Raw genomic sequence first — 22,228 nt, 5'->3', positions numbered from 1 at the left:
TGCGCCCCTGTGAGAGAAGCCCTGTCATGACGTACGACTCCCTGGTCAACCGTGGCGACTACTTCTCGGCTCACTACCTGACCGAGGTGTTGCCGAAGGACCTCAAGCCGGGACTGCTCCAGCGGTGGAAGCAGCGCGAGGAGGAGGCGAAGCCGCCCGCCGGGAACGAGGGCGGCACCGGGGAGGAGACCTCCGAGACGTCCACGCCCGGCCGGACCGAACTGCCGGTGACCCCCCGTGCCGGCCTGCGGGAGCTGCGCCGGGGCTACTTCCGCGCCCGGTCCTCCTTCGCCCTCCCCGAGGACGAGGACGGCATCCTCACCGTCCGCGACACCGACGACGACGCCCTGACCTACGACAAGCCCGAGTGGCGGGAGGGGGTGCGGGCCCTCAACGCCGAGGTGCTGCGCGCGCTGGGCTACGACGCCAAGCCGCGCGTCCTCTCCGTCGAGCGCGCGGGCCGGGCGTACGAGGTGCCGGTCGCCCACGCCGAGAAGGGGCTGGTCGCCTTGGACTGCGGCTGGGCCGCAGAACCCGACGCCGCCCTCGACCCGAGGGGCCGCGGGCGCCTGCTGGAACCGGTGCCGCTGGACGGCCCGACCCCCGTGGAGACCGGTGCCAAGCTCGCCTCCTTCCTGTTCGCCTGCGAGGAACCGCCCCGGTACGTGCTGCTGCTCGGCGGCGGCGTCATCGTCCTCGCCGACCGCGCGGTGTGGGGCGAGGGACGCTACCTCGGCGTCTCCCTGGACACCGCGCTCCAGCGCAACGACACCCGCCCAGGCGGCGAACTCGACACCGTGGCCGCGCTGTTCGGCGCGGACTCGCTGCGCCCCCCGGAGGAGGGCGGCGAGAACCCGCTGGCCGAGCTGGTCGGCAAGTCCGCCAAGCACGCGGTGGGCGTTTCCAACGAACTCCGCGACGGCCTGCGCACGAGCGTCGAACTGATCGCGAACGAGGTGCTCCAGCGGCTGCGCGAGCAGGGCGTCCGCCCCGAGGACATCGACGAACTCCCCGAGCTGGGACGGAAGCTGACGCGCGAGTCGCTGCGCTACCTCTACCGGATCCTGTTCCTGCTGTACGCGGAGGCCCGCCCCGAGCTGGGCATCCTGCCCGCCGACTACCCCGAATACCAGCAGGGCTACGGACTCGGTCGCCTCGGTGAACTCGTCGCCGAGCGGGAGCCGGTGGGCGACACCGCCCGCAACGGCTTCTACCTGTACGAATCCCTGGACCTGCTGTTCCGCAAGGTGCAGGACGGCTACCGACCGCGCCGCACGCACGGCATGGAGGCGGCCGACACCGAGGTGGCGGATACGCAGGTCAGTGAGGACGTCGGTCTGCGCTTCGAGCCGCTGCACAGCAAGCTGTTCGAGCGCGACGCCATCCGTCTGATCGGCGCCGACAGCCTCCCGGACCCGCGCCACGACTCGGACGAGGCCCTGGCGCGCGGCGAGTCCATGCGCTACCTCGATACCCGGCTGCGCAACGCCACCCTCCACCGGGTGCTGCACAGCCTGATGATCACCCGGAGGGAAGCGGGGGGAGCGCGGCGGCTTCATCTCGTACGCGCAGCTCGGCATCAACCAGCTCGGCGCGGTCTACGAGGGCCTGATGTCCTACAGCGGCTTCATCGCGGGCGAGGAGCTGTACGAGGTCGCCAGGCACGGCGACCCGAAGGACGGTTCCTGGCTCGTCCCCGCGTCGAGGATCGCCGAGTACGAGGACTCGGTGTTCGTACGGCGCCGGGACCGGCTCACCGGTGAGGAGCTGCGCGTCCGGTACGCGCCGGGCACGTTCGTGTACCGCCTCTCCGGATCGCGGAGTGGGACGCGGAGCCCGGGACGGCCGTTCCGCACGAGCGGATCGCGGTGTGCGTCCCGACCAACCACATGGCTGCCGAGATGGCGTACACGCTGAAGCTGCACGGCATCGACTCCGTGGAAATACGCTCCGAGGGGCCGACCGGATCCGCCGGCGTCCACATCGGCACGATGTTCCGGTTCAAGGGGCTGGAGTACCAGCGGATGATCATCGCAGGGGTGACCGACGGGCTCGTTCCACGCGAGGAGGTGAGCCGGTTGCGGGACCACGACCCCACTCGCCACCAGCAGGAGATGCGGCGGGCCAGGTCCCTGCTCTTCGTGGCCGCGACCCGGGCACGCGACAGCGTGGACATCTTCTGGCACAGCAGGCCCAGCCCGTTCCTCGACAGCTGGTGCGTGGAAAGAGAGCGCGGCGGCGGGTGACACTCGGCTTCACAGGAGTCCGGCCCGGGGTCCGTCTTCAAACGGGTCGTGCCCAGAGCGGGGATGATGCGAGGGTGATCGCCGCTTCGTAGGGGTCTGTCAAACGTTTGACTCCAACCCGTGGTCGGTGGTTACGGTGGGTGTTCATCAGGGGTCGAATCCGGCGCGTCCGTGCATCCGTCTCATGATTCTTTTGGTGCGGGTGTGGACGTCTTCCGTGCGGTCGTCGTGGTGGGGCAGGGTGAGGCCGGTGTTCACGGCGGGCCGGTCTCGGCAGAGCGGCGAAGTCTCGTATGGGATCGGCGAGTGCGGTCATCCCCGGGCACGAAGCCGGCGCAGGTGCTCGCGGTATGGGTGGGCAGGGGTAGGCGCGGGGCCCGGGGTTCGGGCATGCGGACGCAGCGTTTGACGGTGTTCGGTGCCGGGTTGGGCGGTGGGAGCAGTCGAGCGGGCCGACGCCTTGGCCGAGGAGACCGTGGATCTTGTTTCGGCGTTCGCGGGTGGTCTGCTCGTGTACTTCGCCGGGGGTCGGGTTGATGGTGGCCCGGCGGTCGGCATGCGCGCGGACCTCGGATCGGGCCTTGTCGCAGAGGTTGCGCCTGGGGTGCCGTCGGTCGCTGACCTGCACCGTGTCGGGCCGGGCGCGGCGGACGGCCTCGGCGTGGGTGGCCGAGGCCGTCCGCCGCACACGACCCCGATGCCGGGATGCTCGCGCAGCCGGGACCGTCGAACCGGTGGTCCGTGCCGGGTGGGATCACCCGTGGCCGAAGATGCCGAGGCCGGGGGTGAGCACGTTGCCGGGGTCGTAACGTCTCTTCGCGGCCCGGAAGGTCGACCACTCGTCGCCGTAGTGGGTACGCCAGTCCCGGCTCGTGAACGGCACCGAGCCGATCGGGTAGAGCACCCCGCCGAAGTGCTCGCGCGTACGGGCGAACAGCCGCCTGTTGCGGTCGAGCATCTCCTCGACGAAGCCCGGGTCGGGGTCAAGGGTGTCGGACACGGTATTGATGTCGACGACGAACGCCCAGGGCGACCCGTCCTGTTCGGGCAGCCGGGGGAAGGGGCGGGTGGCGTGCGCGCGCCGCTGCGGGTAGATCAGGCCGGCCCCGTAGGCTCCGATGTCCCGCGGGGTCAGCGTCCGCATGATCTCGGCGAGGTAGTCCTCAACGGTGGAACCGGGAAGCCAGACGTCGAACCACGGTTTGACGAGTCGGTCCCAGTTCACCATCTCCCGCACCGTGTCGATGGCTGTGTCGATCGAGAACACGTGGTCCAGGTAGCCGATGTCCTGGATGTCCGGGGCGGCGGACAGGCCTTTGAGGATCGCCCGGTCGTCGGGCCCTCCGGGCGGGTCGTAGAAGGCTGTCGCGTGCAGCTTGTAGGTCGGCGTGGTGTCGGGTGAGGAGAATTCGGCGTAGACGTGGTCGACGCCGGGTCGCTCGATGAGTGTGCGGAGGTCGCGGAAGAACACGGTGTTGTCGTCATAGGACAGCGTGTAGGCGCGGGCCCGCTGCTCGGCGGGGACGAGTTCGAGGACCGCCTTGGTGATGACGCCGCATTGGCCGAGTCCCCCGAGCACCGCCTCGAACAGGTCGGACTTGCGGTGGCGGGAGCAGCGCTCGATGGCCCCGGTCCCGGTGACCACCTCGAGTTCGTGTACGTGGTCGACCTGCATCCCGGTGCGCAGGCCGCCCACTATGCCGCCGATGCCACCCACGGACAGCGTTCCGCCCACGGTCAGCGCGGTGTAGCCGGTGAGTGCCGGCGGGGTCCGCCTCGGCGAATGCCCGTAGGCGGCGGTGACCAGGTCTTTCCAGAGGATACCGGCGTCCACTTCGGCGGTGCGCGGGCCGAGGGAGTGGATGCGGTCGAGGTACCGGTTCTCGATGACCAGTCCGGTGGAAAGCCCCTGGCCGTAGGTGGTGTGGGCCTGGCCACGGGGCGATACCGCGATGCGGTGTGCCCGGCAGAAGCGGATCATCACGGCGATGTCGCGCGCCGAGCGCGGGCGCAGCACCGCGTACGGCGTGTGGTGGACGAGGTTGCCCAGGTCGGTGGCGACCGCCGCGCGGGACGCTCCGTCGAGCACGAGTTCCCCGTCCAGTTCGGGTACGCCGGCGAATGACGGGCCTGTCGCGGCCTCGGCTTCCGTGACCCATCTGCGCCCGAGCAGGTCGAAACCCATGACCGTGGCAACGGCTCCGACCCTGCCGAGGAGTTCACGGCGGCCGATCATACCGCCTCCCGGTGGAGCCTACGGGCGAAATGGCCGAGCATATCAACCCGCTCAATATGGTGAAGCAATTCATCGAGATGCGCTCCGGGCACGAGAAGCTCCTTCCAGGGGGAATTCCACAGCCCATGGTCCAGCGCGTCGAACCATAGTCAGCCGGGGATGTCCGACACAATCACACCTATTTCAAATTACTGTCAGAGCTTCTTCAAACCGCGCATCCCGGACGCCCCGGCGGGAGGTGCGTCACGTCCGTGGGGCCGACCGGAGCGCCCCGATCGCGCAGGGAGGCCTCAAGGCCCCGCGGCGCCGACCGGCCCGGTGCGCCAGCCGCCGTCGGTCGCCACCTCGGCGGCGTACTCCTCGAAGGTTCGGGCGGGGCGTCCGGTCACGCGGAGCACGGTGTCCAGGGGTTCGGCGTCACCGAGGGCGCGCAGTGCGGCGAAAGAGACGAGGTCCCGCTCGACCGACTCCGCGGACCGGCCGAGCGAGGTCTGCGCGGCCCGGTAGGCGTCCTGGTTCCCGCGGAACCTCAGCGGCCTGCGGGCGGCCTCGCCGATGACGGCGCACGCCTCGCCGAAGGACAGGGAACGTGGACCGGTCACCTCATACGTGCGGCCGGTGTGCCCGCGCTCCGTCAGGACGCGAGTGGCCACGGCGGCGACGTCCTCGAGGTCCACGAACGCCTGTCGGCACTCCCCCAGCGGTACCGTCAGTTCCCCGCCGAGCACCGCCTCGCGAAAGGGGCCTTCATCGAAGTTCTGGTTGAACCAGTCGGCGCGCAGGATCGTCCAGTCGATGCCGGACCCCCTGACGCTGTCCTCGGCCTCCAGCAGGCGCCGATCCCCTATCACCTCGATGGCACGGCTCGACAGCAGGACGAGGTGTTCAACTTCGAGGTCCGCCGCCAGGGCGACGAGGCCCGGGGCGACCGGCACACCGTCGGGTGCCATCAGGAACACGCGGTCCACACCGCGCAGCGCCGGTTCCCAGGTGCTCTCGTCGCCCCAGTCGAAACGGGTGACACTGTGCCTCGACGCGGACCTGACCGGCACCCCCAGGTTCCGCAGATGCGCGACGACACGGCGACCGCTGGAGCCGGTGGCTCCCAGGACGAGGATCGGGGTGGTGTCCATGCCCTCAAGAACGACGACGGAGGGGGAAGGGAAACGGGTCGGCCCTCCGGAGGAGGCCGGCGTTCTCGGGGCCGCGCCCGGCAGACGTTGCCCTGTACATCACCTCACAATCATCTGACATCCATCTGATTCTCCTGCGTTGACGCCCCGAAATCACCGAAGCTAACTTCTCATAACCTCGCCACCACCCTGAGCCCGGGCCTGCGGATTCCTCCCCCTTCTTTCCATGTCCGCGTTCCCATGCGGTCTGCCGCGCCCACCACCCCCGCGGCGTGTGGAGGTTACCTCTCCGCAGCCATCCGCTATCCCGAGAATCCGGAAGGAAGCAGAGATGCCCCTCACAGAACGGACGACAACACCACGCTCCATGGTGGAGGGGGTGAGGCCGCGCATCCACCACGTGGGAGTGCAGACGGCCGATCTGGACAACTGCCTGCAGTGGTATCTGGACTTCTTCGGAGCGGAGAAGAGGTGGGAACTCGACCGCTTCTCCGACCTGACCCTCAGCCGTCTGCCGGGGATCGGCCGGCTGGTCGAGATCGCGGTGGGCGACCTGCGCTTCCACCTGTTCGACCGTTCCGACCACAACCGTCGGGTGCCGGAGGACGAATCGTTCCAGTTCCAGCACGTGTGCCTGCAAGTGGACACCCCCGAGGACCTGGAGGTCGTCAGGGGACGGTGGATCGAACTGTACGACTCGGGCCGGTTCGCCTTCGCGCGCCAGGACCCGCCCACGGACATCGTCATCGACGGCGACGGGGTCCGCAGTCTCTACCTCTTCGACGTGAACGGCCTGGAGTACGAGTTCACGCACGTCCCGGAAGGACCTCGATGAGCACGCTCACCCCGCCCTTCGCGCCCGGCGCGGTCCGGGTCGGCGACTGGGACTTCGGTGACTTCCCCTACGGCTTGGAGCCCCTGGTCATGCCCCCGGCCGGTCATGCCGGGGCGAGCGCGGAACACCGGTCGGTCACGCTGCCGCCGTGCGAGCCGGAGCGGATCTGCCTGGAACTGCGCGCACTCACCGGCAGTCGGCCGGGGATCGCCCACCTCGGCGTGCCATCCGCTCCCTCGTACGACCAGTTGTTCTGGTTCCGCTGGATCACCGGTCACCAGGTGACGTTCGCCCTGTGGCGCCTGATGGGCCGGATCCTGGAGGAGCTGTCCCCGCGGGACCCCGTCCCCGGGCCCGCGGCGATGGAGCGGCTGGAGTCCTACACCCACTGCTACTGCGCCATGCTGCTGTACAGCGGCTCGTGCCCGCGCGCCCTCTACCAGAGCCTGATCCGCCCGGCCATGTTCCTCCAGCACCGGGGCTTCAGCGGCCTCTGGGCCCCGGACTTCACACAGGTGCGGGGATTGATGCGGGGGCGTCCCGTCCCGTGGCTGCGGGACGGACGGGCCACGGGGCTCCGGGCCGCGGTCCACTCCCAGCGGGAGGTCCACGACAGCGTCGCCGCCCGTCTGGTACCGGGAGGGCGGTCGCTGCTCCAGCAGAGCGTCACCGAGAATCCGGTGCGCCCCTCGGAGCGGACGGCCGTGCTCTACGACAACTTCTTCATGACGCTGCGCGGTCCGGTTCCCGACGAGGCGGTTGCGGGCCAACTGCTGCGCCGACTGCGGGCGGTGGGTCTCGATCTCGCCGTCAACGGCCTGTATCCGCTGGGCCGGGACGAGGACGGCGAAGGGGCCGAGGGGTGGAACGGCTCGGTGGCCCGGTGCGAACGCCGCCTCGGCACCGTCCTGGCCAACGCGGCGGCCCACGCAGCCGGCCCCGCCCGGCAGGCGCCACAGACCGTCTGAACGAATGCCGCCCCGGCAGCATCGTACCGCCGCGAGCCGAGAGGAGAGCTGAGCGCATGCGCCACGGAGTGCTGCTCCTGCCCGAACACCGCTGGCCCCGGGCCCGGGAACGATGGATCCTGGCGGAGGAGCTGGGATATGACCACGCCTGGACCTACGATCACCTGATGTGGCGCTGGTTGAGCGACAAGCCCTGGTTCTCGGCCGTGCCGACCCTGGCGGCCGCCGCCGGAGCCACCTCGCGTATCACGCTCGGCACCATGGTGGCGAGCCCGAACTTCCGGCACCCGGTGGACTTCGCCAAGGAACTGGTGTCGCTGGACGACATCTCCGGGGGTCGAATGGTCTGCGGCGTGGGGGCGGGGGCCGAGGGCCACGACGCCCGCATCCGCGGGGACCGGCCTCTGTCGCGCCGTGAGCGGGGATCCAGATTCGAGGAGTTCGTGGACCTGCTGGACCGGCTGCTGCGTGAGAAGCGGACCACCCTCCACGGGCAGTGGTACACGGTGGAGGATGTGGTGGTGCAGCCGGAATGCCTGGCCGCACCCCGCCTTCCCCTGGCCGTCGCCGCCGCCGGCCCCCGGGGCATGGCTCTCGCCGCGCGGTACGCCGACGTCTGGGTCACCAGCGGCGCCCCCAATTCCTTCGAGAGCGAGCGGTACGACCGGGTGGTCCCGTTGCTCAAGGAGCAGCTCGCGGCCCTGGACGATGCCTGTGCGGCCCTGGGACGCGACCCGTCCACCCTGCGACGACTGCTGTTGACCGGCGGTTCGGTCGGGGGCGTACTGGAGTCCGTGGAAAGCTACCGGGATTCAGCCGGGGTCTTCCGGGACATCGGTTTCACCGACTTTGTCGTGCACTGGCCCCGCCCCGAGCCCCCTTTCCGGGGTCGGGAAGAGGTGCTGTTCGACTTCGCCACCACCGAGTTGGGAGGTGCGCGGTGACCCTCCCCTTCGAGATGGTCGGCGTCTTCGGAGTCGGGAGGAACGGCGGCAGTCCGCTGGCAGTGGTCCACGACGCCGAGGGCCTGGGTACCGAGGACATGCGCCGCATCGCGGCGTGGTTCCGGGCCGACGAGACGGTGTTCGTCCTTCCCCCGACCGTGCCGGAGGCCACCCACCGGGTGCGAGTCTTCACCCGCCGGGGGGAGTCGCCCTTCGGGGGACACTCGGCAGTGGGCACTGCGGTGGCGCTGGTCCGCTCCGGGCGCCTGCCGTCCGGCAAGGTCGTCCAACAGTGCGGTGACAAGCTGCTGGAGCTGGGGGCGGACAGCGAGCGGGCCGTGATCACCGCCACCGCACCGCCACCGGCCCGCGCCCTGGAGACCGCCCCGCTGCTCGAGGCCGTCGGCCTGGACGCGGACGACCTGGACGACGGCCCGACCCTGGCCGCGGGCTTCGGGCCGCAGTTCCACCTGCTCCCGGTGCGGGAGGAGGCAATCGCCGCGGTGCGCCCCGATCCGGAGGTGATGCGGCGGGAGGAGCTGCCGGATGTCTTCGTCTTTCACTGGGACGCGGCCGGCCGTACCGCCAGGGCCCGGTTGTTCGCCCCCGGGTACGCGATTGCGGAGGACCCGGCCTGTGCCTCGGTGGGTCTGGCCCTCGGCGTATGGCTCCACGCCCGCGGGCTGGAGGACGAGCGACTCACCTTCCGGATCGAGCAGGGCTCCGAGCTGGGTCGACCGGCCGTCCTGGAGTGCACGGTCGACGCCGGGAACGGCCCGCTCACCGCCACGGTCGGCGGCCGGGCACCGCAAGAGCTGGCCGGGGGCCTCGCCGTGCCCGCCGGCCGGAAGTGAGGGACGTTCCGGAAGCCGTCGGAACGGTGTCGGGAGCCGTGGCGCCACGCCGCGCGGAGGGCCGGCCGTCAGTCGCCGGTGTGTGCCAGCGCGCGCCGGACGTCCTCGGCCGCGTAGTAGGTACGTCCGGCACTGCGGCGCCGCTCCCACCTCTGTTCACTGGCCAGCCTGTAGACGCTTCCGCGCGGAATGCCCCACAGGGCGGTGATGTCCGCCGGGCTCAGCCAGCGCGGCCCCCGGGCGGGAGCCGCAACCGGGACGGACGGTGCGTCCGGCGAGGACTCCGCGACGAGAGTGGGTCCAACGGTGGGGGCGGCGTCGACCCGGTGGCCCGGGGACAGCCACTCCGGCCCGCTCCAGCTGTGCGTGGGGTCGGCGTCGCAGGAGACACGAGAAGGGTGGCGGCGGTCCCGCGCCGGGCGCGCGATCAGTCTTCCGCCGCAGCCGGCCTCCACGCAGGGCCCGACCACCACCCTTCCCATCTCCTCGGGGCGGGCGACGCGCTTGGCCCGGGCGAAAATGTCGGCCATCTCGGCGGCGAAGTCCCCGGCCGCGGGATGCCGGACGAGGAAGCCGAGACGACCGTGGAGGAAGGCGCACAGGTCGCCCACAGTCCGCCGGGGCGGATGGGCCCCGGTCACCCCGACCGTCAGGCCCGCCCAGGAGGCCAGGACGCCGAGCACGGCGCGGCGGACGTCCGCCGCGGAGGCGTGCAGGGCGGCGACCGGGTGCCGAGAGGGGGCCGGGGGCTTGGCCCAGGCAGGGGTGCGGGAACGGAAGTGGCGCTCGCCGCACTCCTGGTACAGGGCCGGGAGGCGTGCGAGCGCCTCCGCGAGTCGAGTGCGACAGGACAGGCAGAGACGCGTGCCGGCCACCGCGCGGGCCGCCTCCCCGGATGTCGCCGCGCACCGCGGCCCCGCGCAGGGGGTGCCCGCCTCCCGGGACCGCGCCGGGTGTGTTCCGTCGTACCCCGTCTTCATCACCGTGCCTTTCCCTCGTTTCCGGACACCGGGAATGCGCGCACTTTCCCGCGCACCCCTGAATGCTATTCCGGGAACACCTTCCCGTGGTCTTCCGGGGGTGCTCCCTGACCGACCTTGAAAGACCTCTTGAACTTGCCTGAAGATCTTCTGAAGTTCCGTTGACGGAGAAACCATTGACCGCCCGGGAGGAGCGAAGATAGAAATTCCTACAGTGCGCGTCGTCTGTGTCCGCCGGCTGCCACCGGCAGCCACCCGCTACGGAAGACCGAGGGAGCACTACAAGTGGAATCCACTCGCGAGTGGGCCGAGAAACAGGACCTCGAAGACCCGCTATCCGTGTTCCGCAAGGAATTCGCACTGCCCACCGGTGTGATCCAGCTGAACGGAAACTCCCTGGGCCCCCTCCCCCGCGCCGTGCCGGACGCCCTGGACGAGGTGGTGCGGCACCAATGGGGCGAGCACCTGATCCGCGCCTGGAGCGAGGACGGCTGGTGGGACGCCCCCGTGCGGGTCGGCGACCGGATCGGGCGGCTGATCGGCGCCGGGGCCGGCCGGACCGTCGTGGGTGAGTCCACCTCGGTACAGTTGTTCAACGCGGTGACCGCAGCCGCCCGGCTGCGCCCGGACCGCCCGGTGCTCGTCTCCGACTCGACCAACTTCCCCACGGACCGCTACCTGGCGACTTCGGTGGCCCGCCTGCTGGGCCTGCGACTGATCGAGACGCCGATGGGCGAGTTGGGCGAGGTGCTCCGACGGTACCGGGGGGAGGTCGGCGCCATATTGTGCGGCGCGGTCGACTTCCGCACCGGCGAACTGTGGGACATCTCCCGGACGACGGCGGACATCCACGCGGCGGGCGGCATCGCGGTGTGGGACCTCAGCCACGCCGCGGGCGCGGTGCCCCTGGACGTGGATGCCGCCGGGGTGGATCTGGCGGTGGGCTGCGGCTACAAGTACCTCTCCGGCGGTCCGGGCGCCCCCGCGTTCCTCTACTCCGCCGCCCGTCACCACGACACCCTGGACCTGCCGCTCACCGGCTGGCACGGGCACGCCCGGCCGTTCGACATGGCGGACGAATTCGTCCCCGCCTCCGGCATCGACCGCGCCCGCACCGGCACTCCGCACGTCCTGTCGCTCCTTGCACTGGAGGCGGCGCTGGAGCCGCTGGAGGCCGCCGGGGTGGCCGCGGTGCGGCGCAAGAGCCTGCGGCTGGGCGACTACCTGACCCGCCTCGTGGCGGAGCCCTCCGACGCATCCGGCGCCCCGGGATCCGACCGAGGGCTCGAAGTGGTGACGCCCTCCGCCCATGATCGGCGGGGCAACCACATCACCCTGCGTCATGCCCGGGCGCCCGAGGTGTCGGCCGCCCTGATGGAGCGGGGGGTGGTCACCGACTCGCGCCCGCCCGACCTTCTCCGGTTGTGCCTCAACGGCCTGTACGTGTCCCACACCGATGTCTTCGACGCCGTGGCAACCCTGCGCGACGTCCTGCGCGAGGTGCCCCGGGCCGGGGAGGTGGCGGGATGAACGAGCCCAACGAGCCCAACGAGTACGTCGGGTACGCCCGCATGGACGCGCTCCACTCCCTGCAGGAGCCGCGCACCGAGTCGCCGTTCGAGATGTCGTTCATCCTCATCAGCCAGGTCAAGGAACTGCTCTTCCGCATGGTGCACCTGGAGGTGGATCAGGCCCGCGCCCGACTGCGCGAGGACTGTCCCGCGGCGGCCTGCCGGGCCCTGTCGCGCGCGGTGCGCCACCAGAGGGTGCTGATCGGATGCTGGGAGAGCATGAACGCCATGCCGGTGGACGAGTTCCTGGTCTTCCGCGACACGCTGGGCCAGGCGTCGGGCACACAGTCCTTCATGTACCGACTGCTGGAGTTCACCCTCGGCAACCGCGACACCGCCATGGTTCGGTCGGCCGACCTCGACGCCTTCCCCCAGCTGCGCGCCGAGCTCGACCGCCCGAGCCTGTACGACGAGGTACTCCGCTTCCTGGCACGGTCCGGCTTCCCCGTGCCGGAGCACCTGAGGACCCGGGAACCGGCCTCCCGGTACGAGCCCGACGAAGGGGTGGAGAAGGTCTGGCTGGCGGTCTATCGCGACCCGGACGGGCACCGGGCCGCGTACGACCTTGCCGAACAACTTTTGGAGATGGCCTACCGATTCTCGCACTGGCGGGCCACCCACCTGCTCGTGGTGGAACGGATGCTCGGTGGCAAGCGGGGCAGCGGCGGCAGCGACGGCGCCGCCTGGCTCCGGACGGTCAACGAGCACCGTTTCTTCCCCGAGCTGTGGACGATGCGTTCGGTCCTGTGATCGTGCGCGCCCCCGATCGGAGGAACCAGTCATGAACGAACTCGGCCTCACCATGGGGCGAGAAGCCTACGCACACGCCGTGGCAGAGCAGGACCGGGAGCGGGAGTTCACGCTCCTGGACATGCGATGGCACCAGCTCGGCGGAGTGCTGGGGGGCGAGTACAACCACGCCACGGGTCTCTTCGCGTCCTGGCTGCCGCGCGACGGCGTCGGCCGCATGCTGGAGATGGGCTGCGGCTGTGGCGTCGCCTCGGTGGTCGCGGCGCTTTCGGGGGTACCCCGGGTGACCGCGCTGGACATCAATCCCGCGGCGGTGCGCACCACCGAGATGAACGCCCGGCGACACGGGGTCGCCGACCGGGTCAGGGGACTCACCAGTGACCTGTTCGAGGCGCTGGAGCCCGAGGAGACCTTCGACCTGATCTTCTGGAACTCGCCGTTCATCGAGATTCCGCTCGAGCAGACCCACGAGTCGGCCCTCGCCTACCACTTCTTCGATCCCGGTTACACGATGCACCGGCGATTCCTCGGCGAGGCCGCCAAGCGGCTCACCCCCGAGGGCCGGCTGTTCCTCGGCTTCAGCTTCGCGATGGGCAGCGCCGAACGGCTCCGGGAGGTGGCCGGGGAGGCCGGTTTCGGCGTCCGCGTCCACCGGCAGGAGTCCTTCTCCGTCCCCGCGATGGAGCTGGGCACCTCCCCGGTGTACGCGGCGCACGCCGACGACGAGGCACGTGTCCACATCGACTTCACCCTTCTGGAGTTGCCCCGATGAGTGTCGCTTCCGCCGCCACGCGGACGGTGCCCTTCCATGTGCCGCACACCGCCGACCGGCAGTACGCCTACCTCCGCCAGGCCCTGGATTCGGGCAGCCTGGACGGCGACGGTCCGTTCAGCGCCCGCGCCACCGAACTGCTGTCCCGTCTCACCGGCTCGCGGCACGTGCTGCTGACGCCCTCGTGCACCCACGCCCTGGAGATCGCTGCACTGCTGATGGACCTGGCCCCGGGCGACGAGGTGGTGATGCCGTCGTTCACCTTCGCGCCGACGGCGAGCGCCTTCGCGCTGCGCGGCGCCGTGCCGGTCTTCGTCGACTGCCACCCGGACACCCTCAACATGGACGAGTCCTCGCTGGAGTCGGTGATCACCGAACGCACCCGTGCCATCGTGGCCGTGCACTATGCGGGAGTGGCCTGCGAGATGCGCGAGATCCTCCGCATCGCCGAGGCACACGGCCTCCCGGTCATCGAGGACAACGCACACGGACTGGGCGCGTCCTACCACGGCAGGCCGCTGGGCGGCCTGGGCGGCCTGGCGGCGCAAAGCTTCCACGCGACCAAGAACGTGCACTGCGGCAAGGGCGGTGCGCTGCTGGTCAACGACGACGGCCTGGTCGAGCGGGCGACGATCATCCGCGACCGCGGGACCAACCGGCACCAGTACTTCCTGGGTCAGGTCGACAAGTACCGCTGGGTGGACCTGGGTTCCAGCTACATCCTCCCCGAGATCCTGGCGGCCCTGCTGGCGGCGCAACTGGAGGAGTTCGACACGGTCCAGAAGCGGCGCCACGCGGTGTGGGACACCTACCATGACAGGCTGGCCGACTGGGCATCGGACCAGGGGGTCGCGCTGCCCACCGTGCCCGAAGACCGTACGCACTCGGCCCACCTGTACCACCTGGTGATGCCCTCCGAGACGGACCGGATGGCGCTCCTGCGCCACCTCTCCGAACACGGGGTGCAGGCCACCTTCCACTTCCAGCCGCTGCACACCTCTCCCGCGGGCACCCGCCACGGTCGCATCGCGCCCGGCGGCTGCCCCGTCACCGAGCGGATCGCCTACCGACTGGTGCGGCTGCCGCTGTACGACGGACTCAGCGACGCACAGGTGGAGCAGGTGGTGAACGCGCTCCTCTCCTTCCGCACCGGCGCGGCCCGCGTCAACGACCGAAAGGACCCGCGATGAGCACCGACGTCATCCGGTTCGTCACCGCGTGCCGCGTATGCGGCAGCGAGCGGTGGCAGAAGGTGATCTCCTTCGGCAATGTGCCACTCGCCAACGGCTTCCTCGAGGTGGCCGACTCCTACGCGCACGAGCAGGCATACCCTCTGGAGGTCATCTCCTGCCGCGAGTGCCGGCTGTTGAGCCTGACCGCCGTCGTCGACCCCCACGTCCTCTACCGCACCTACTCCTACGTCACCTCGGACTCGGAGACGATGGCGCGGCACATGCGGACGGTGGTGCGGCTGTGTCGGGAGCAGGCCGGTCTGGCCGAGGACGACCTCGTCGTGGAACTGGGCAGCAACACCGGGGACCAACTCCTGGCCTTCCGCGAGACGGGAGCACGGGTGCTGGGGGTGGACCCGGCCCGCAACCTGGCGAAAATCGCCGAGGACCGCGGCGTGCCCACGGTGTCCGAGTACTTCGATTCCACGACCGCCCGGGCGGTCGCCGCCGAGCACGGGAGGGCGTCGTTGATCCTGGGCCGCCACGTGTTCGCCCACATCGACGACGTGGTCGACGTGTTGGCCGGGGTGCACGCGCTGCTCGCCGAGGACGGATTGTTCACCATTGAGGTGCCCTACGCGGTGGACCTGCTGGACCGGCTGGCCTTCGACACCATCTACCACGAGCATCTGTCGTATTTCCTGATCAGCACTCTGGATACGCTCTTCGCCCGCCACGGGCTGCGCACCGTGCACGTGGAGCGGCTGACGGTGCACGGGGGATCGGTCCTGGTGTCGGCGGGCCGGGCGGAGGGGCCGTGGCGAACCCACGAGCGGGTGCGGGAGCTGATCGAGCACGAGCGATGCGGCGGCTACCTCTCCGACGGCATGTACGAGGACTTCGCGGCACGTGTGCGCAAGACCTGCGACGGCCTGTCCCGGCTGGTGCGGGACCTGGTCGCCGACGGCCATCGCGTCGCCGGCTACGGTGCCTCGGCGAAGGGCACCACACTGCTGAACATCTGCGGTCTGGGCCGCGACGAGCTGGAGTTCTGCACCGACACCACCCCGCAGAAGCAGGGTCGGGTCACCCCGGGGACCCATATTCCCGTCCTGGCCCCCGGCGACGTGCGGCAACCGCCTGACTACTACCTGCTGCTCGCCTGGAACTACGCCGAGGAGATCATGCGCAAGGAGTCGGCCTTCCTCGATGCCGGGGGTGGCTTCATCGTCCCCGTTCCCGAACCGACGGTGCACACCCGGGCGGTGACCACCCTGTGACCGGTGACGCGAACTCCTCCGAGGAACTGGGGCTCCTGGTCCCCATCCTGTTCGGGCACTCGGCGTTCCAGCAGCTCAACGCCGGATGCAGGCTCGGCCTGTTCGAACTGCTCCACGCCGACGGGCCGCTACCGGCCGGCAAGGTGGCCGACGGTCTCGGGCTCACCCGCCGGGCCACCGACGTCCTGTTGCTGGGCACCACGGCCCTGGGCCTGACCACGGTCGAGGACGGCTCCTACCGCAACGGACCACCCATCACCGCCGCCTTCCAAAAGGGGCTGTGGCCGGTGCTGCGGGACATCGTCGAGTTCCAGGACCGCGTCTCCTACCTGCCCGCGGCGGACTACGCCGAGTCCCTGCGCACCGGTGAGAACGTGGGCATTCGCCACTTCCCCGGCACCACCCGGGACCTCTACACGAGATTGTCGGGAGTGCCCGGCCTGGAGGAACTCTTCTACCGCTGCATGCACTCCTGGTCCCGGCTGTCCAACCCGGTGCTCGTGGAGCGGACCGACTTCTCCGGCACGCGACGCGTTCTGGACGTGGGGGGCGGCGACGCCGTCAACGCCATCGCCCTGGCCCGCGCGCACCCATCCCTGCGGGTCACGGTCCTGGATCGGGCGGGGGCACTGGAGGTGGCCGACCGGAACATCCGCGAGGCCGGACTGCGCGGGCGGATCGACACCTGCGCGGCCGACATCTTCACCGATCCGTACCCCGGGGGGCACGACTGCGTGCTCTTCGCGCACCAGTTCGTGATCTGGTCACCGGAGCAGAACCTCGCCCTGCTGCGGAAGGCGTACGAAGTGGTGGAACCCGAGGGGCGGGTTCTGGTGTTCAACGCGTTCAGCGACGACGACGGGGCGGGGCCGTTGTACGCGGCGCTGGACAACGTCTACTTCACCACCCTCCCGTTCCGACACTCCACCATCTACCGCTGGCAGGAGTGCGAGACCTGGCTGCGGGAGGCCGGCTTCACCGATGTTCTCCGCATCACCGGGCCGGGCTGGACCCCGCACGGCGTGGTCAGCGGGCGCCGGCCGGCTCGATGAGCCGGCCGCACACCGCCGGACACCGTCGCGAGGTGCTGGACAGGGAACTGTCCCCCAGCAGCCGGGCCCGCGACGCCCGGGGCACGCTGGCGGAGTACCGCAAGCGCAGCCTGGCCGCGCTGGGCATGCTGGACCACCGGGCCGACGTCGCCTACGGCCCCGACCCGGCCGAACGGCTGCACCACTTCCCGCCGCGCCGCCCCGGCGCACCACTGCTGGTCTTCGTGCACGGCGGGCACTGGCAGGAGTCCGGCAGGGAGGATGCCTGCTTCGCCGCTCCCGCACTGCTGGCGGCCGGCGCCGGGTACATAGCCCTCGGCTACGGCCTGGCGCCCGGCAGGCGACTGGAGGAGATGAGCGCCTCGGTGCGGCGGGGCCTGGCCTGGGTACGGGAGAACGCCGCGGCCCTGGGTGGCCGCAGCGACGCGGTGTACGCGGCGGGGAGTTCGGCCGGGGCCCACCTGGTGGCCATGGCCACCGGCGGCCCGGACGGTGTTCCGCTGGCCGGGCTGTGCCTGCTGAGCGGCCTGTACGACCTGCGTCCGGTGGTCGGCAGCTACGTCAACGACGCGCTGGGGCTGAGCCCGGCGACGGCCCGGGAGATGAGCCCACTGTTCCGGTCACCACCGCGCGCCGGCCGGGTGCTGCTGGCCCGGGGTCGGTACGAGACCGACGAGTACGCCCGGCAACAGGAGCGGTTCTCCGCCGCGTTGCGCGGGCGGGGCGGAACCGCGGGGGGGCCGGTGGTGGAGGACCTGGTGGTGGAGGACCGCGACCACTTCGACCTGCCACTGGACCTCGGTGACGCCGCAACGGTGCTGGGTCGCACGGTACTGGGCCACCTGGGGTCGGCACCCGGGTGGTGAGCAGGCCGGCGCCCGTCCTCCCGTCCACGCGCGCCGGCCGGACACGCTACTGGGAGATTGCCGCATGGAAACACGAGAACTCGCCGTCACGGGCGCCCTGGAGATCGCCCCGCCGGTCTTCCCCGACCGACGGGGGCTGTTCTGCCCGGTGTATCAGGAGGCGGATTACGGGGCAGTGCTGGACGGCACGCCGTTCCGGGTCGTGCGCAGTGGGCTGAGCGTCAACCGGACGGGCGTGGTGCGGGGCGTGCACTACGCCCGCTCCCACCCCGGCACCGCGAAGATCATCCTGTGCGCGGCGGGAGAGGCACTGGACCTGGTGGTGGACGTACGGGTCGGATCACCGACTTTCGGCCACTGGGACTCGGTCCGGCTCACTCCGGCCCGGCCACGCGCCGTGTACTGCCCCCCGGGTGTCGGCCACGCCTTCGTCTCCCTGGCGGAGGGGACCGTCCTGGTCTATCTGCTCTCCACCCCGTACCGGCCGGAGGACGAACTGGCCGTGTCGGTCCTCGACCCCGCGCTCGGACTGCCCGTACCCCGCCGCCCGGAGCCGGTCATGTCCGACCGGGACAGCACGGCACCCACGCTGGCCGAGGCGCTCGACCACGGCCTGCTGCCGGCGTACCGCCCGGGCGGCGGGGATTTTCGACAGAGCCCCCAGGAGGACTGACACGTGAAGGGCATCATCATGGCCGGCGGGTCGGGCAGCCGGCTCAAGCCCCTGACCGGCGTGCTTTCCAAGCAACTGCTCCCGGTCTACAACAAGCCCATGATCTACTACCCGCTCTCGGTCCTCATGCTGGCCGGGATACGGGACATCCTCGTCATCTCCTCGCCCCACCATCTGCCCCTGTTCCGCACACTGCTGGGCGACGGCAGTCACCTCGGCCTGCGTTTCGACTACGCCGAACAGGAGCATCCCGGCGGTATCGCCGAGGCTTTCCTGATCGGCGCCGACCACATCGGTGACGACTCGGTCTCGCTCGTCCTGGGCGACAACCTCTTCCACGGACCCGGCTTCTCGGCACTGCTGCGCGACCGGGCGCAGCGACTCGACGGCTGCACCATCTTCGGCTATCCGGTGCGGGACCCGCAGCGGTACGGCGTCGCCGAGGTGGACGACGACGGACGGCTGCTGGGCATCGAGGAGAAACCCGAGCGGCCGCGTTCCGAACTCGCCGTCACCGGCCTGTACATGTACGACAACGACGTGGTCGGGATCGCCCGGGGTCTGACCCCCTCCGCCCGGGGCGAGTTGGAGGTCACCGACATCAACCAGGTGTACCTGGGACGCGGCAAGGCCGAACTGGTCCGGCTCGGCAGGGGCTTCGTCTGGCTGGACACCGGCACCCATGACGCCCTGCTGGAGGCCGGCCAGTACGTCCAGATCCTGGAGCAGCGCCAGAGCGTACGCATCGCCTGTGTGGAAGAGATCGCCTACCGAATGGGCTTCATCGGAACCGAGCGGCTCCGGCATCTGGGCCGGGAGCACGCGAACACCGAATACGGCGCCTATCTGATCGAGCTCGCCGACCGCGCGGCGGTCGGGCGGCCGGTCCCGGACTCCCTGCCACCCGAGTTCGTCGCCGACCCCGCCGGACTGCCGTCCGCCACCGCCTCCCGCCCCGGAACCGCAAGGAGCTGACCATGCGCTACCTGTTCACCTCGATGCCCGTCTCCTCCCACCTGATGCCGCTGGTCCCCCTGGCGCACGCCGCCCGGGCGGCGGGCCACGAGGTGCTAGTGGCCACCTGCGGTCCCGCGGGGCGCACGGCGGTGGCGGCGGGGCTGGTCACCGCCGAGGCCGGTGCGGCCCGCCGGGCCAGGCAGCCCTACGACGACCTGCTGCGCATGCTGGAGCGCGGCGAGGCCGGATCCGCCCCGGACGACGCCACGTCCCTGGCCGTTCACGGCCGCGCGTTCGGGGAGGTGGGAGCTCGGATGCTGGAGGACCTGGTGGACATCGCCCGTGCCTGGAAGGCCGACGTCGTGGTCTATCCCGGCATCCACTCCGCCGCACTGGTCGCCGCCCGGGCCGCGGGGGTTCCGGCGGTGCTGCACGGCTACGGGACGCCTCTGCCGACCTTCGGCCCCGCCCTGGAATACCTGGAGCCGCACGCCGCGAAGGTTGGTGTGGAGAAGGTGACGGAGGCGGAGATCGAGATCGACGTACTGCCCTCCTCGTTGGCCAACTTCACCGATGTGCCCACCGATATCGGCCGGCCCGCGCACCGGCTGACGATGCGGTACGGCTGCTTCAACAACGGCGGCAACCTGCCGCACTGGGCCCTGCGGCGCAGCGACGTACCGCGCGTCGTGGCCACCTGCGGCTCGTCGGCGACCATGACCCGCGAGGGCGCGCTGTACCGCGACATCGTGCTGGCCACCCGTGAGCTGGGCGCGGAGCTGGTGCTGCTCACCGCGGACGCCGACCTGCCGGAACTGCCCACGGCCCTGCCGCCGCACGTGCGGCCCGAGCGATGGCTGCCGCTGCGGGCCCTGCTCGACCGCTGTGACGCGATCGTGCACCACGGCGGCTCCGGAACCGTGCTCAGCTCGTTCGCCGCCGGTGTGCCGCAGGTCTCGCTCCCGATGCCGGGCACGGTCAACGTCAGCAACGCCCGGACCGTGACCGCCCGGGGCGCCGGCCCCACCCTGGACATCGACGCCTCCGGACCGGGGGAGGTCGCCGCCGCGCTGACCGAGGTGCTGCACGATCCAGCGCCCCGGCGGGCGGCACAGGATGTCGCCGAGGAGATGGCGGCCATGCCATCGCCCGCCGCGGTCGTCGACCGCATCGGCGAACTGCTCCGCGTCGAGGGCCGATGACCCGCAGGTGACCCACCGCCCCGCCGCCCGACCCCGGGGCACAACCGAACGATCCGGAAGGAGTGAGGGTGAGGATCGCTGTCGCCGGCGGCGGCCCGGCAGGGCTGGCGTTCGCCGCGTTCGCCCGGCTGGCCGACCCGCCGGACGAGGTCACCGTGTGGGAGCGCCACCGTGTTGAGGACACCTACGGATTCGGTGTCATACTGCCACCCGCCGCACTGAACACGATTCGCCGTGCGGACCCGCGGCTGGCCGATGCCCTGGAGCCGCACCTGACCGGGTGGGACGAGATCACCGTGCACCGCCACGGCAGGTTCTTCACCACCGGGGCCCCCCATCTGGGCGCGATGAGTCGCCGAACCCTGCTGCGGCTGCTGCGGCAGCGGTGCGCGGAGCTGGGTGTGCGGGTGCACCAGGGCGCCCCGGCTCCCGGTATCGCGGCACTCGCAGCCGGATACGACCTGGTGGTGGCGGCCGACGGGGCACGTTCGACCACCCGGGACGCCCTGGCCGGGCAGTTCGGCACCACGACGGAGCGGCTCGCGCCGGACTACCTCTGGCTGGGCGCCGAGCGGTCCTTCGACGGACTCGCCTTCATCGTCGTCGCCACTCCCCGGGGTCCGGTGACAGCGCACGTCTATCCGTACGAACCGGGCCGCAGCACCTTCCTGGTGGAGGCCACGCACCGTCCCGGCACGGAGGAGCGGGCCCGGCTCTTCGCCCACCCGCTGGCGGGAGCGCGGCTGTTGGAGAACCGGTCCCGGTGGAGCCGCTTCCTCCAGGTGCGCAACTCCACCTGGTCGAGCGGGAACGTGGTGCTGCTCGGCGACGCGGCGCACACCGCGCACTACTCGATCGGCTCCGGCACCCGGCTGGCCCTCGACGACGCCCACGCGCTCGTCACCGCCCTGCGCTCCGAGCCGTCGGTACCGGCCGCGCTGGCGGCCTACGAGGCGGCCCGCCGCCCGATCGTGGAGCACACGCAGCGGATCGGCCGGGCGAGCGCGGCCTGGTTCGCCGGCCTCGCCGACGCGGGCGACGCGCCGCCGGAACGGTTCCTCGTGGACCTGGTCACCCGCGGGGGCCGGGTCTCGATGCGCGACCTGTCCGCCGACACCGCCGGAGTGGTTCCGGCGGACACGGTGCCGGGCGGCCGGTGACGGAGCTACCGTCCGGTACCCGCGATCGCCACTGCCCCGTCCCGTCACTCCCGTCATGGTTCTCGCAATCCGGGGAGAGGGCCGCCGGCCTCCGGGGCCGGCACCGGCGACACCCGGGAAGAGAGCACTGTGTTCGGCAAGCCGACCGGGGCGCGGGCAGCGGGGTCGTCCAGCCGCCCGGCCCGTCAACGCGTCGGTGTCCTGCTCTCCGTGCTCCTCGACAACACCCTCCGAGAACCCGGGCACACAGAACTCGCCGCATGGTCCCCGGGCCGATGAAACACCACACAACTCCCACCCCCGGAGTTGACGAACAACGTGGAGGAACTCACACCCCCCGATTCCCCCGCCGCGGCCACCACCGCGGCCCGTCGTCGCCGCTGGAGGAAACATGCACACCCACCAGGAGTTGAAGGACGTCCCGGCTCTCCCCACCGCCTTCGAGGCCGCGGCCGCCGCCGCGGCCGACCGGACCGCGCTGGAGGACGGCACATCCTCACTCACCTACCGCGAGCTGAACGCGTCGGCCAACCGCCTCGCCCGCCGTCTGCGGCAGGAGGGGGTGGGGGCGGGCAGC

Annotated in this window: 20 protein-coding genes and 1 pseudogene; 18 read left to right on the top strand and 3 right to left on the bottom strand. The window is 71.0% G+C overall.

Annotated features, from left to right (window positions below):
- The first annotated feature begins 26 nt into the window (after positions 1-26).
- Together FOE67_RS00810 and FOE67_RS00805 are read left to right on the top strand one after the other, a co-directional pair.
- Entirely contained in the window at positions 27-1,763 is a 1,737-nt protein-coding gene (locus tag FOE67_RS00810; RefSeq protein WP_228473424.1) for a hypothetical protein, read from the top strand.
- Positions 1,764-1,814: 51 nt separating this feature from the next.
- Positions 1,815-2,246: pseudogene (locus FOE67_RS00805) on the top strand (3'-5' exonuclease); the annotation flags it as partial.
- 754 nt (positions 2,247-3,000) lie between these two features.
- Here the strand turns inward: FOE67_RS00805 and FOE67_RS00800 are convergent.
- Both FOE67_RS00800 and FOE67_RS00795 read right to left on the bottom strand, forming a co-directional pair.
- Entirely contained in the window at positions 3,001-4,482 is a 1,482-nt protein-coding gene (locus FOE67_RS00800; RefSeq protein WP_228473423.1) for an FAD-binding protein, read from the bottom strand.
- 290 nt (positions 4,483-4,772) lie between these two features.
- A complete protein-coding gene (locus FOE67_RS00795) occupies positions 4,773-5,615 on the bottom strand; it encodes an NAD(P)H-binding protein (RefSeq protein WP_143616449.1) in 843 nt (280 codons plus the stop codon).
- A 331-nt stretch (positions 5,616-5,946) separates the two neighbouring features.
- Between FOE67_RS00795 and FOE67_RS00790 the strand changes: the two genes are divergently transcribed.
- The 4 genes from FOE67_RS00790 to FOE67_RS00775 are packed head-to-tail and all read left to right on the top strand — an operon-like array spanning position 5,947 to position 9,216.
- Positions 5,947-6,450, top strand: coding sequence for a VOC family protein (locus FOE67_RS00790; RefSeq protein ID WP_228473422.1), 504 nt, complete (start codon positions 5,947-5,949; stop codon positions 6,448-6,450).
- Positions 6,447-7,418 (top strand): 3-methyl-L-tyrosine peroxygenase-related protein, encoded by a 972-nt coding sequence (locus FOE67_RS00785; protein ID WP_143616447.1) that lies wholly within the window; start codon positions 6,447-6,449, stop codon positions 7,416-7,418. Before FOE67_RS00790 ends, FOE67_RS00785 begins: the two co-directional genes overlap by 4 nt.
- 56 nt (positions 7,419-7,474) lie before the next feature.
- Complete coding sequence (locus FOE67_RS00780) at positions 7,475-8,362, top strand: LLM class flavin-dependent oxidoreductase (protein WP_143616445.1); 888 nt, start codon at positions 7,475-7,477, stop codon at positions 8,360-8,362.
- Positions 8,359-9,216, top strand: a complete 858-nt coding sequence (locus tag FOE67_RS00775) for a PhzF family phenazine biosynthesis protein (RefSeq protein WP_143616443.1) — start codon at positions 8,359-8,361, stop codon at positions 9,214-9,216. Before FOE67_RS00780 ends, FOE67_RS00775 begins: the two co-directional genes overlap by 4 nt.
- 68 nt (positions 9,217-9,284) lie before the next feature.
- Here the strand turns inward: FOE67_RS00775 and FOE67_RS00770 are convergent, their stop codons facing one another.
- Positions 9,285-10,091, bottom strand: coding sequence for a hypothetical protein (locus FOE67_RS00770; RefSeq protein ID WP_182659786.1), 807 nt, complete (start codon positions 10,089-10,091; stop codon positions 9,285-9,287).
- A 390-nt stretch (positions 10,092-10,481) separates the two neighbouring features.
- On the opposite strand from FOE67_RS00770, the gene FOE67_RS00765 reads away from it, so the two are divergent.
- The 12 genes from FOE67_RS00765 to FOE67_RS00710 all read left to right on the top strand — a co-directional run.
- Entirely contained in the window at positions 10,482-11,726 is a 1,245-nt protein-coding gene (locus FOE67_RS00765) for a kynureninase (RefSeq protein ID WP_182659781.1), read from the top strand.
- The gene (locus FOE67_RS00760) at positions 11,723-12,517 is read left to right on the top strand and encodes a tryptophan 2,3-dioxygenase (RefSeq protein WP_182659780.1); all 795 of its coding nucleotides are present in this window, start codon (positions 11,723-11,725) and stop codon (positions 12,515-12,517) included. Before FOE67_RS00765 ends, FOE67_RS00760 begins: the two co-directional genes overlap by 4 nt.
- A 31-nt stretch (positions 12,518-12,548) precedes the next feature.
- Positions 12,549-13,289, top strand: coding sequence for a methyltransferase (locus FOE67_RS00755; RefSeq protein WP_143616436.1), 741 nt, complete (start codon positions 12,549-12,551; stop codon positions 13,287-13,289).
- Entirely contained in the window at positions 13,286-14,479 is a 1,194-nt protein-coding gene (rffA, locus tag FOE67_RS00750) for a dTDP-4-amino-4,6-dideoxygalactose transaminase (protein ID WP_182659779.1), read from the top strand. Before FOE67_RS00755 ends, rffA begins: the two co-directional genes overlap by 4 nt.
- Positions 14,476-15,741, top strand: coding sequence for a class I SAM-dependent methyltransferase (locus FOE67_RS00745; protein WP_182659778.1), 1,266 nt, complete (start codon positions 14,476-14,478; stop codon positions 15,739-15,741). The genes rffA and FOE67_RS00745 overlap by 4 nt, the downstream gene beginning before the upstream one ends.
- Entirely contained in the window at positions 15,738-16,793 is a 1,056-nt protein-coding gene (locus tag FOE67_RS00740) for a methyltransferase (protein WP_182659777.1), read from the top strand. Before FOE67_RS00745 ends, FOE67_RS00740 begins: the two co-directional genes overlap by 4 nt.
- Positions 16,790-17,659, top strand: a complete 870-nt coding sequence (locus FOE67_RS00735) for an alpha/beta hydrolase (RefSeq protein WP_182659776.1) — start codon at positions 16,790-16,792, stop codon at positions 17,657-17,659. Before FOE67_RS00740 ends, FOE67_RS00735 begins: the two co-directional genes overlap by 4 nt.
- Positions 17,660-17,723: 64 nt before the next feature.
- Positions 17,724-18,332: a dTDP-4-dehydrorhamnose 3,5-epimerase family protein gene (locus FOE67_RS00730; protein WP_143616426.1), complete on the top strand. Its 609-nt coding sequence runs from the start codon at positions 17,724-17,726 to the stop codon at positions 18,330-18,332.
- A gap of 3 nt (positions 18,333-18,335) precedes the next feature.
- A complete protein-coding gene (rfbA, locus tag FOE67_RS00725) occupies positions 18,336-19,307 on the top strand; it encodes a glucose-1-phosphate thymidylyltransferase RfbA (RefSeq protein ID WP_143616424.1) in 972 nt (323 codons plus the stop codon).
- 2 nt (positions 19,308-19,309) lie between these two features.
- Positions 19,310-20,491, top strand: a complete 1,182-nt coding sequence (locus tag FOE67_RS00720; protein WP_182659775.1) for a glycosyltransferase — start codon at positions 19,310-19,312, stop codon at positions 20,489-20,491.
- A 68-nt stretch (positions 20,492-20,559) separates the two neighbouring features.
- Entirely contained in the window at positions 20,560-21,651 is a 1,092-nt protein-coding gene (locus FOE67_RS00715; RefSeq protein ID WP_182659774.1) for an FAD-dependent monooxygenase, read from the top strand.
- Between the two features lie 391 nt (positions 21,652-22,042).
- Positions 22,043-22,228: AMP-binding protein (locus FOE67_RS00710; protein ID WP_182659773.1), on the top strand; the 186-nt coding region annotated here is incomplete at its 3' end.

Source organism: Streptomyces calidiresistens (assembly GCF_014141525.1).
In the GTDB taxonomy this organism is placed as follows: domain Bacteria; phylum Actinomycetota; class Actinomycetes; order Streptomycetales; family Streptomycetaceae; genus Streptomyces; species Streptomyces calidiresistens.
The sequence above is the reverse complement of the archived record's forward strand: the minus strand, read 5'-3'. Positions and strand labels throughout refer to the sequence as shown.

Excerpts from the sequence above, each read along its gene's own strand:
- FOE67_RS00720 (WP_182659775.1), top strand. The coding sequence starts at position 19,310 with ATGCGCTACCTGTTCACCTCGATGCCCGTCTCCTCCCACCTGATGCCG.
- FOE67_RS00810 (WP_228473424.1), top strand. The coding sequence starts at position 27 with ATGACGTACGACTCCCTGGTCAACCGTGGCGACTACTTCTCGGCTCAC.
- FOE67_RS00730 (WP_143616426.1), top strand. The coding sequence starts at position 17,724 with ATGGAAACACGAGAACTCGCCGTCACGGGCGCCCTGGAGATCGCCCCG.
- rffA (WP_182659779.1), top strand. The coding sequence starts at position 13,286 with ATGAGTGTCGCTTCCGCCGCCACGCGGACGGTGCCCTTCCATGTGCCG.
- FOE67_RS00760 (WP_182659780.1), top strand. The coding sequence starts at position 11,723 with ATGAACGAGCCCAACGAGCCCAACGAGTACGTCGGGTACGCCCGCATG.
- FOE67_RS00800 (WP_228473423.1), bottom strand. The coding sequence starts at position 4,482 with ATGATCGGCCGCCGTGAACTCCTCGGCAGGGTCGGAGCCGTTGCCACG.
- FOE67_RS00795 (WP_143616449.1), bottom strand. The coding sequence starts at position 5,615 with ATGGACACCACCCCGATCCTCGTCCTGGGAGCCACCGGCTCCAGCGGT.
- FOE67_RS00790 (WP_228473422.1), top strand. The coding sequence starts at position 5,947 with ATGCCCCTCACAGAACGGACGACAACACCACGCTCCATGGTGGAGGGG.
- FOE67_RS00755 (WP_143616436.1), top strand. The coding sequence starts at position 12,549 with ATGAACGAACTCGGCCTCACCATGGGGCGAGAAGCCTACGCACACGCC.
- FOE67_RS00780 (WP_143616445.1), top strand. The coding sequence starts at position 7,475 with ATGCGCCACGGAGTGCTGCTCCTGCCCGAACACCGCTGGCCCCGGGCC.
- FOE67_RS00745 (WP_182659778.1), top strand. The coding sequence starts at position 14,476 with ATGAGCACCGACGTCATCCGGTTCGTCACCGCGTGCCGCGTATGCGGC.
- FOE67_RS00785 (WP_143616447.1), top strand. The coding sequence starts at position 6,447 with ATGAGCACGCTCACCCCGCCCTTCGCGCCCGGCGCGGTCCGGGTCGGC.
- FOE67_RS00735 (WP_182659776.1), top strand. The coding sequence starts at position 16,790 with ATGAGCCGGCCGCACACCGCCGGACACCGTCGCGAGGTGCTGGACAGG.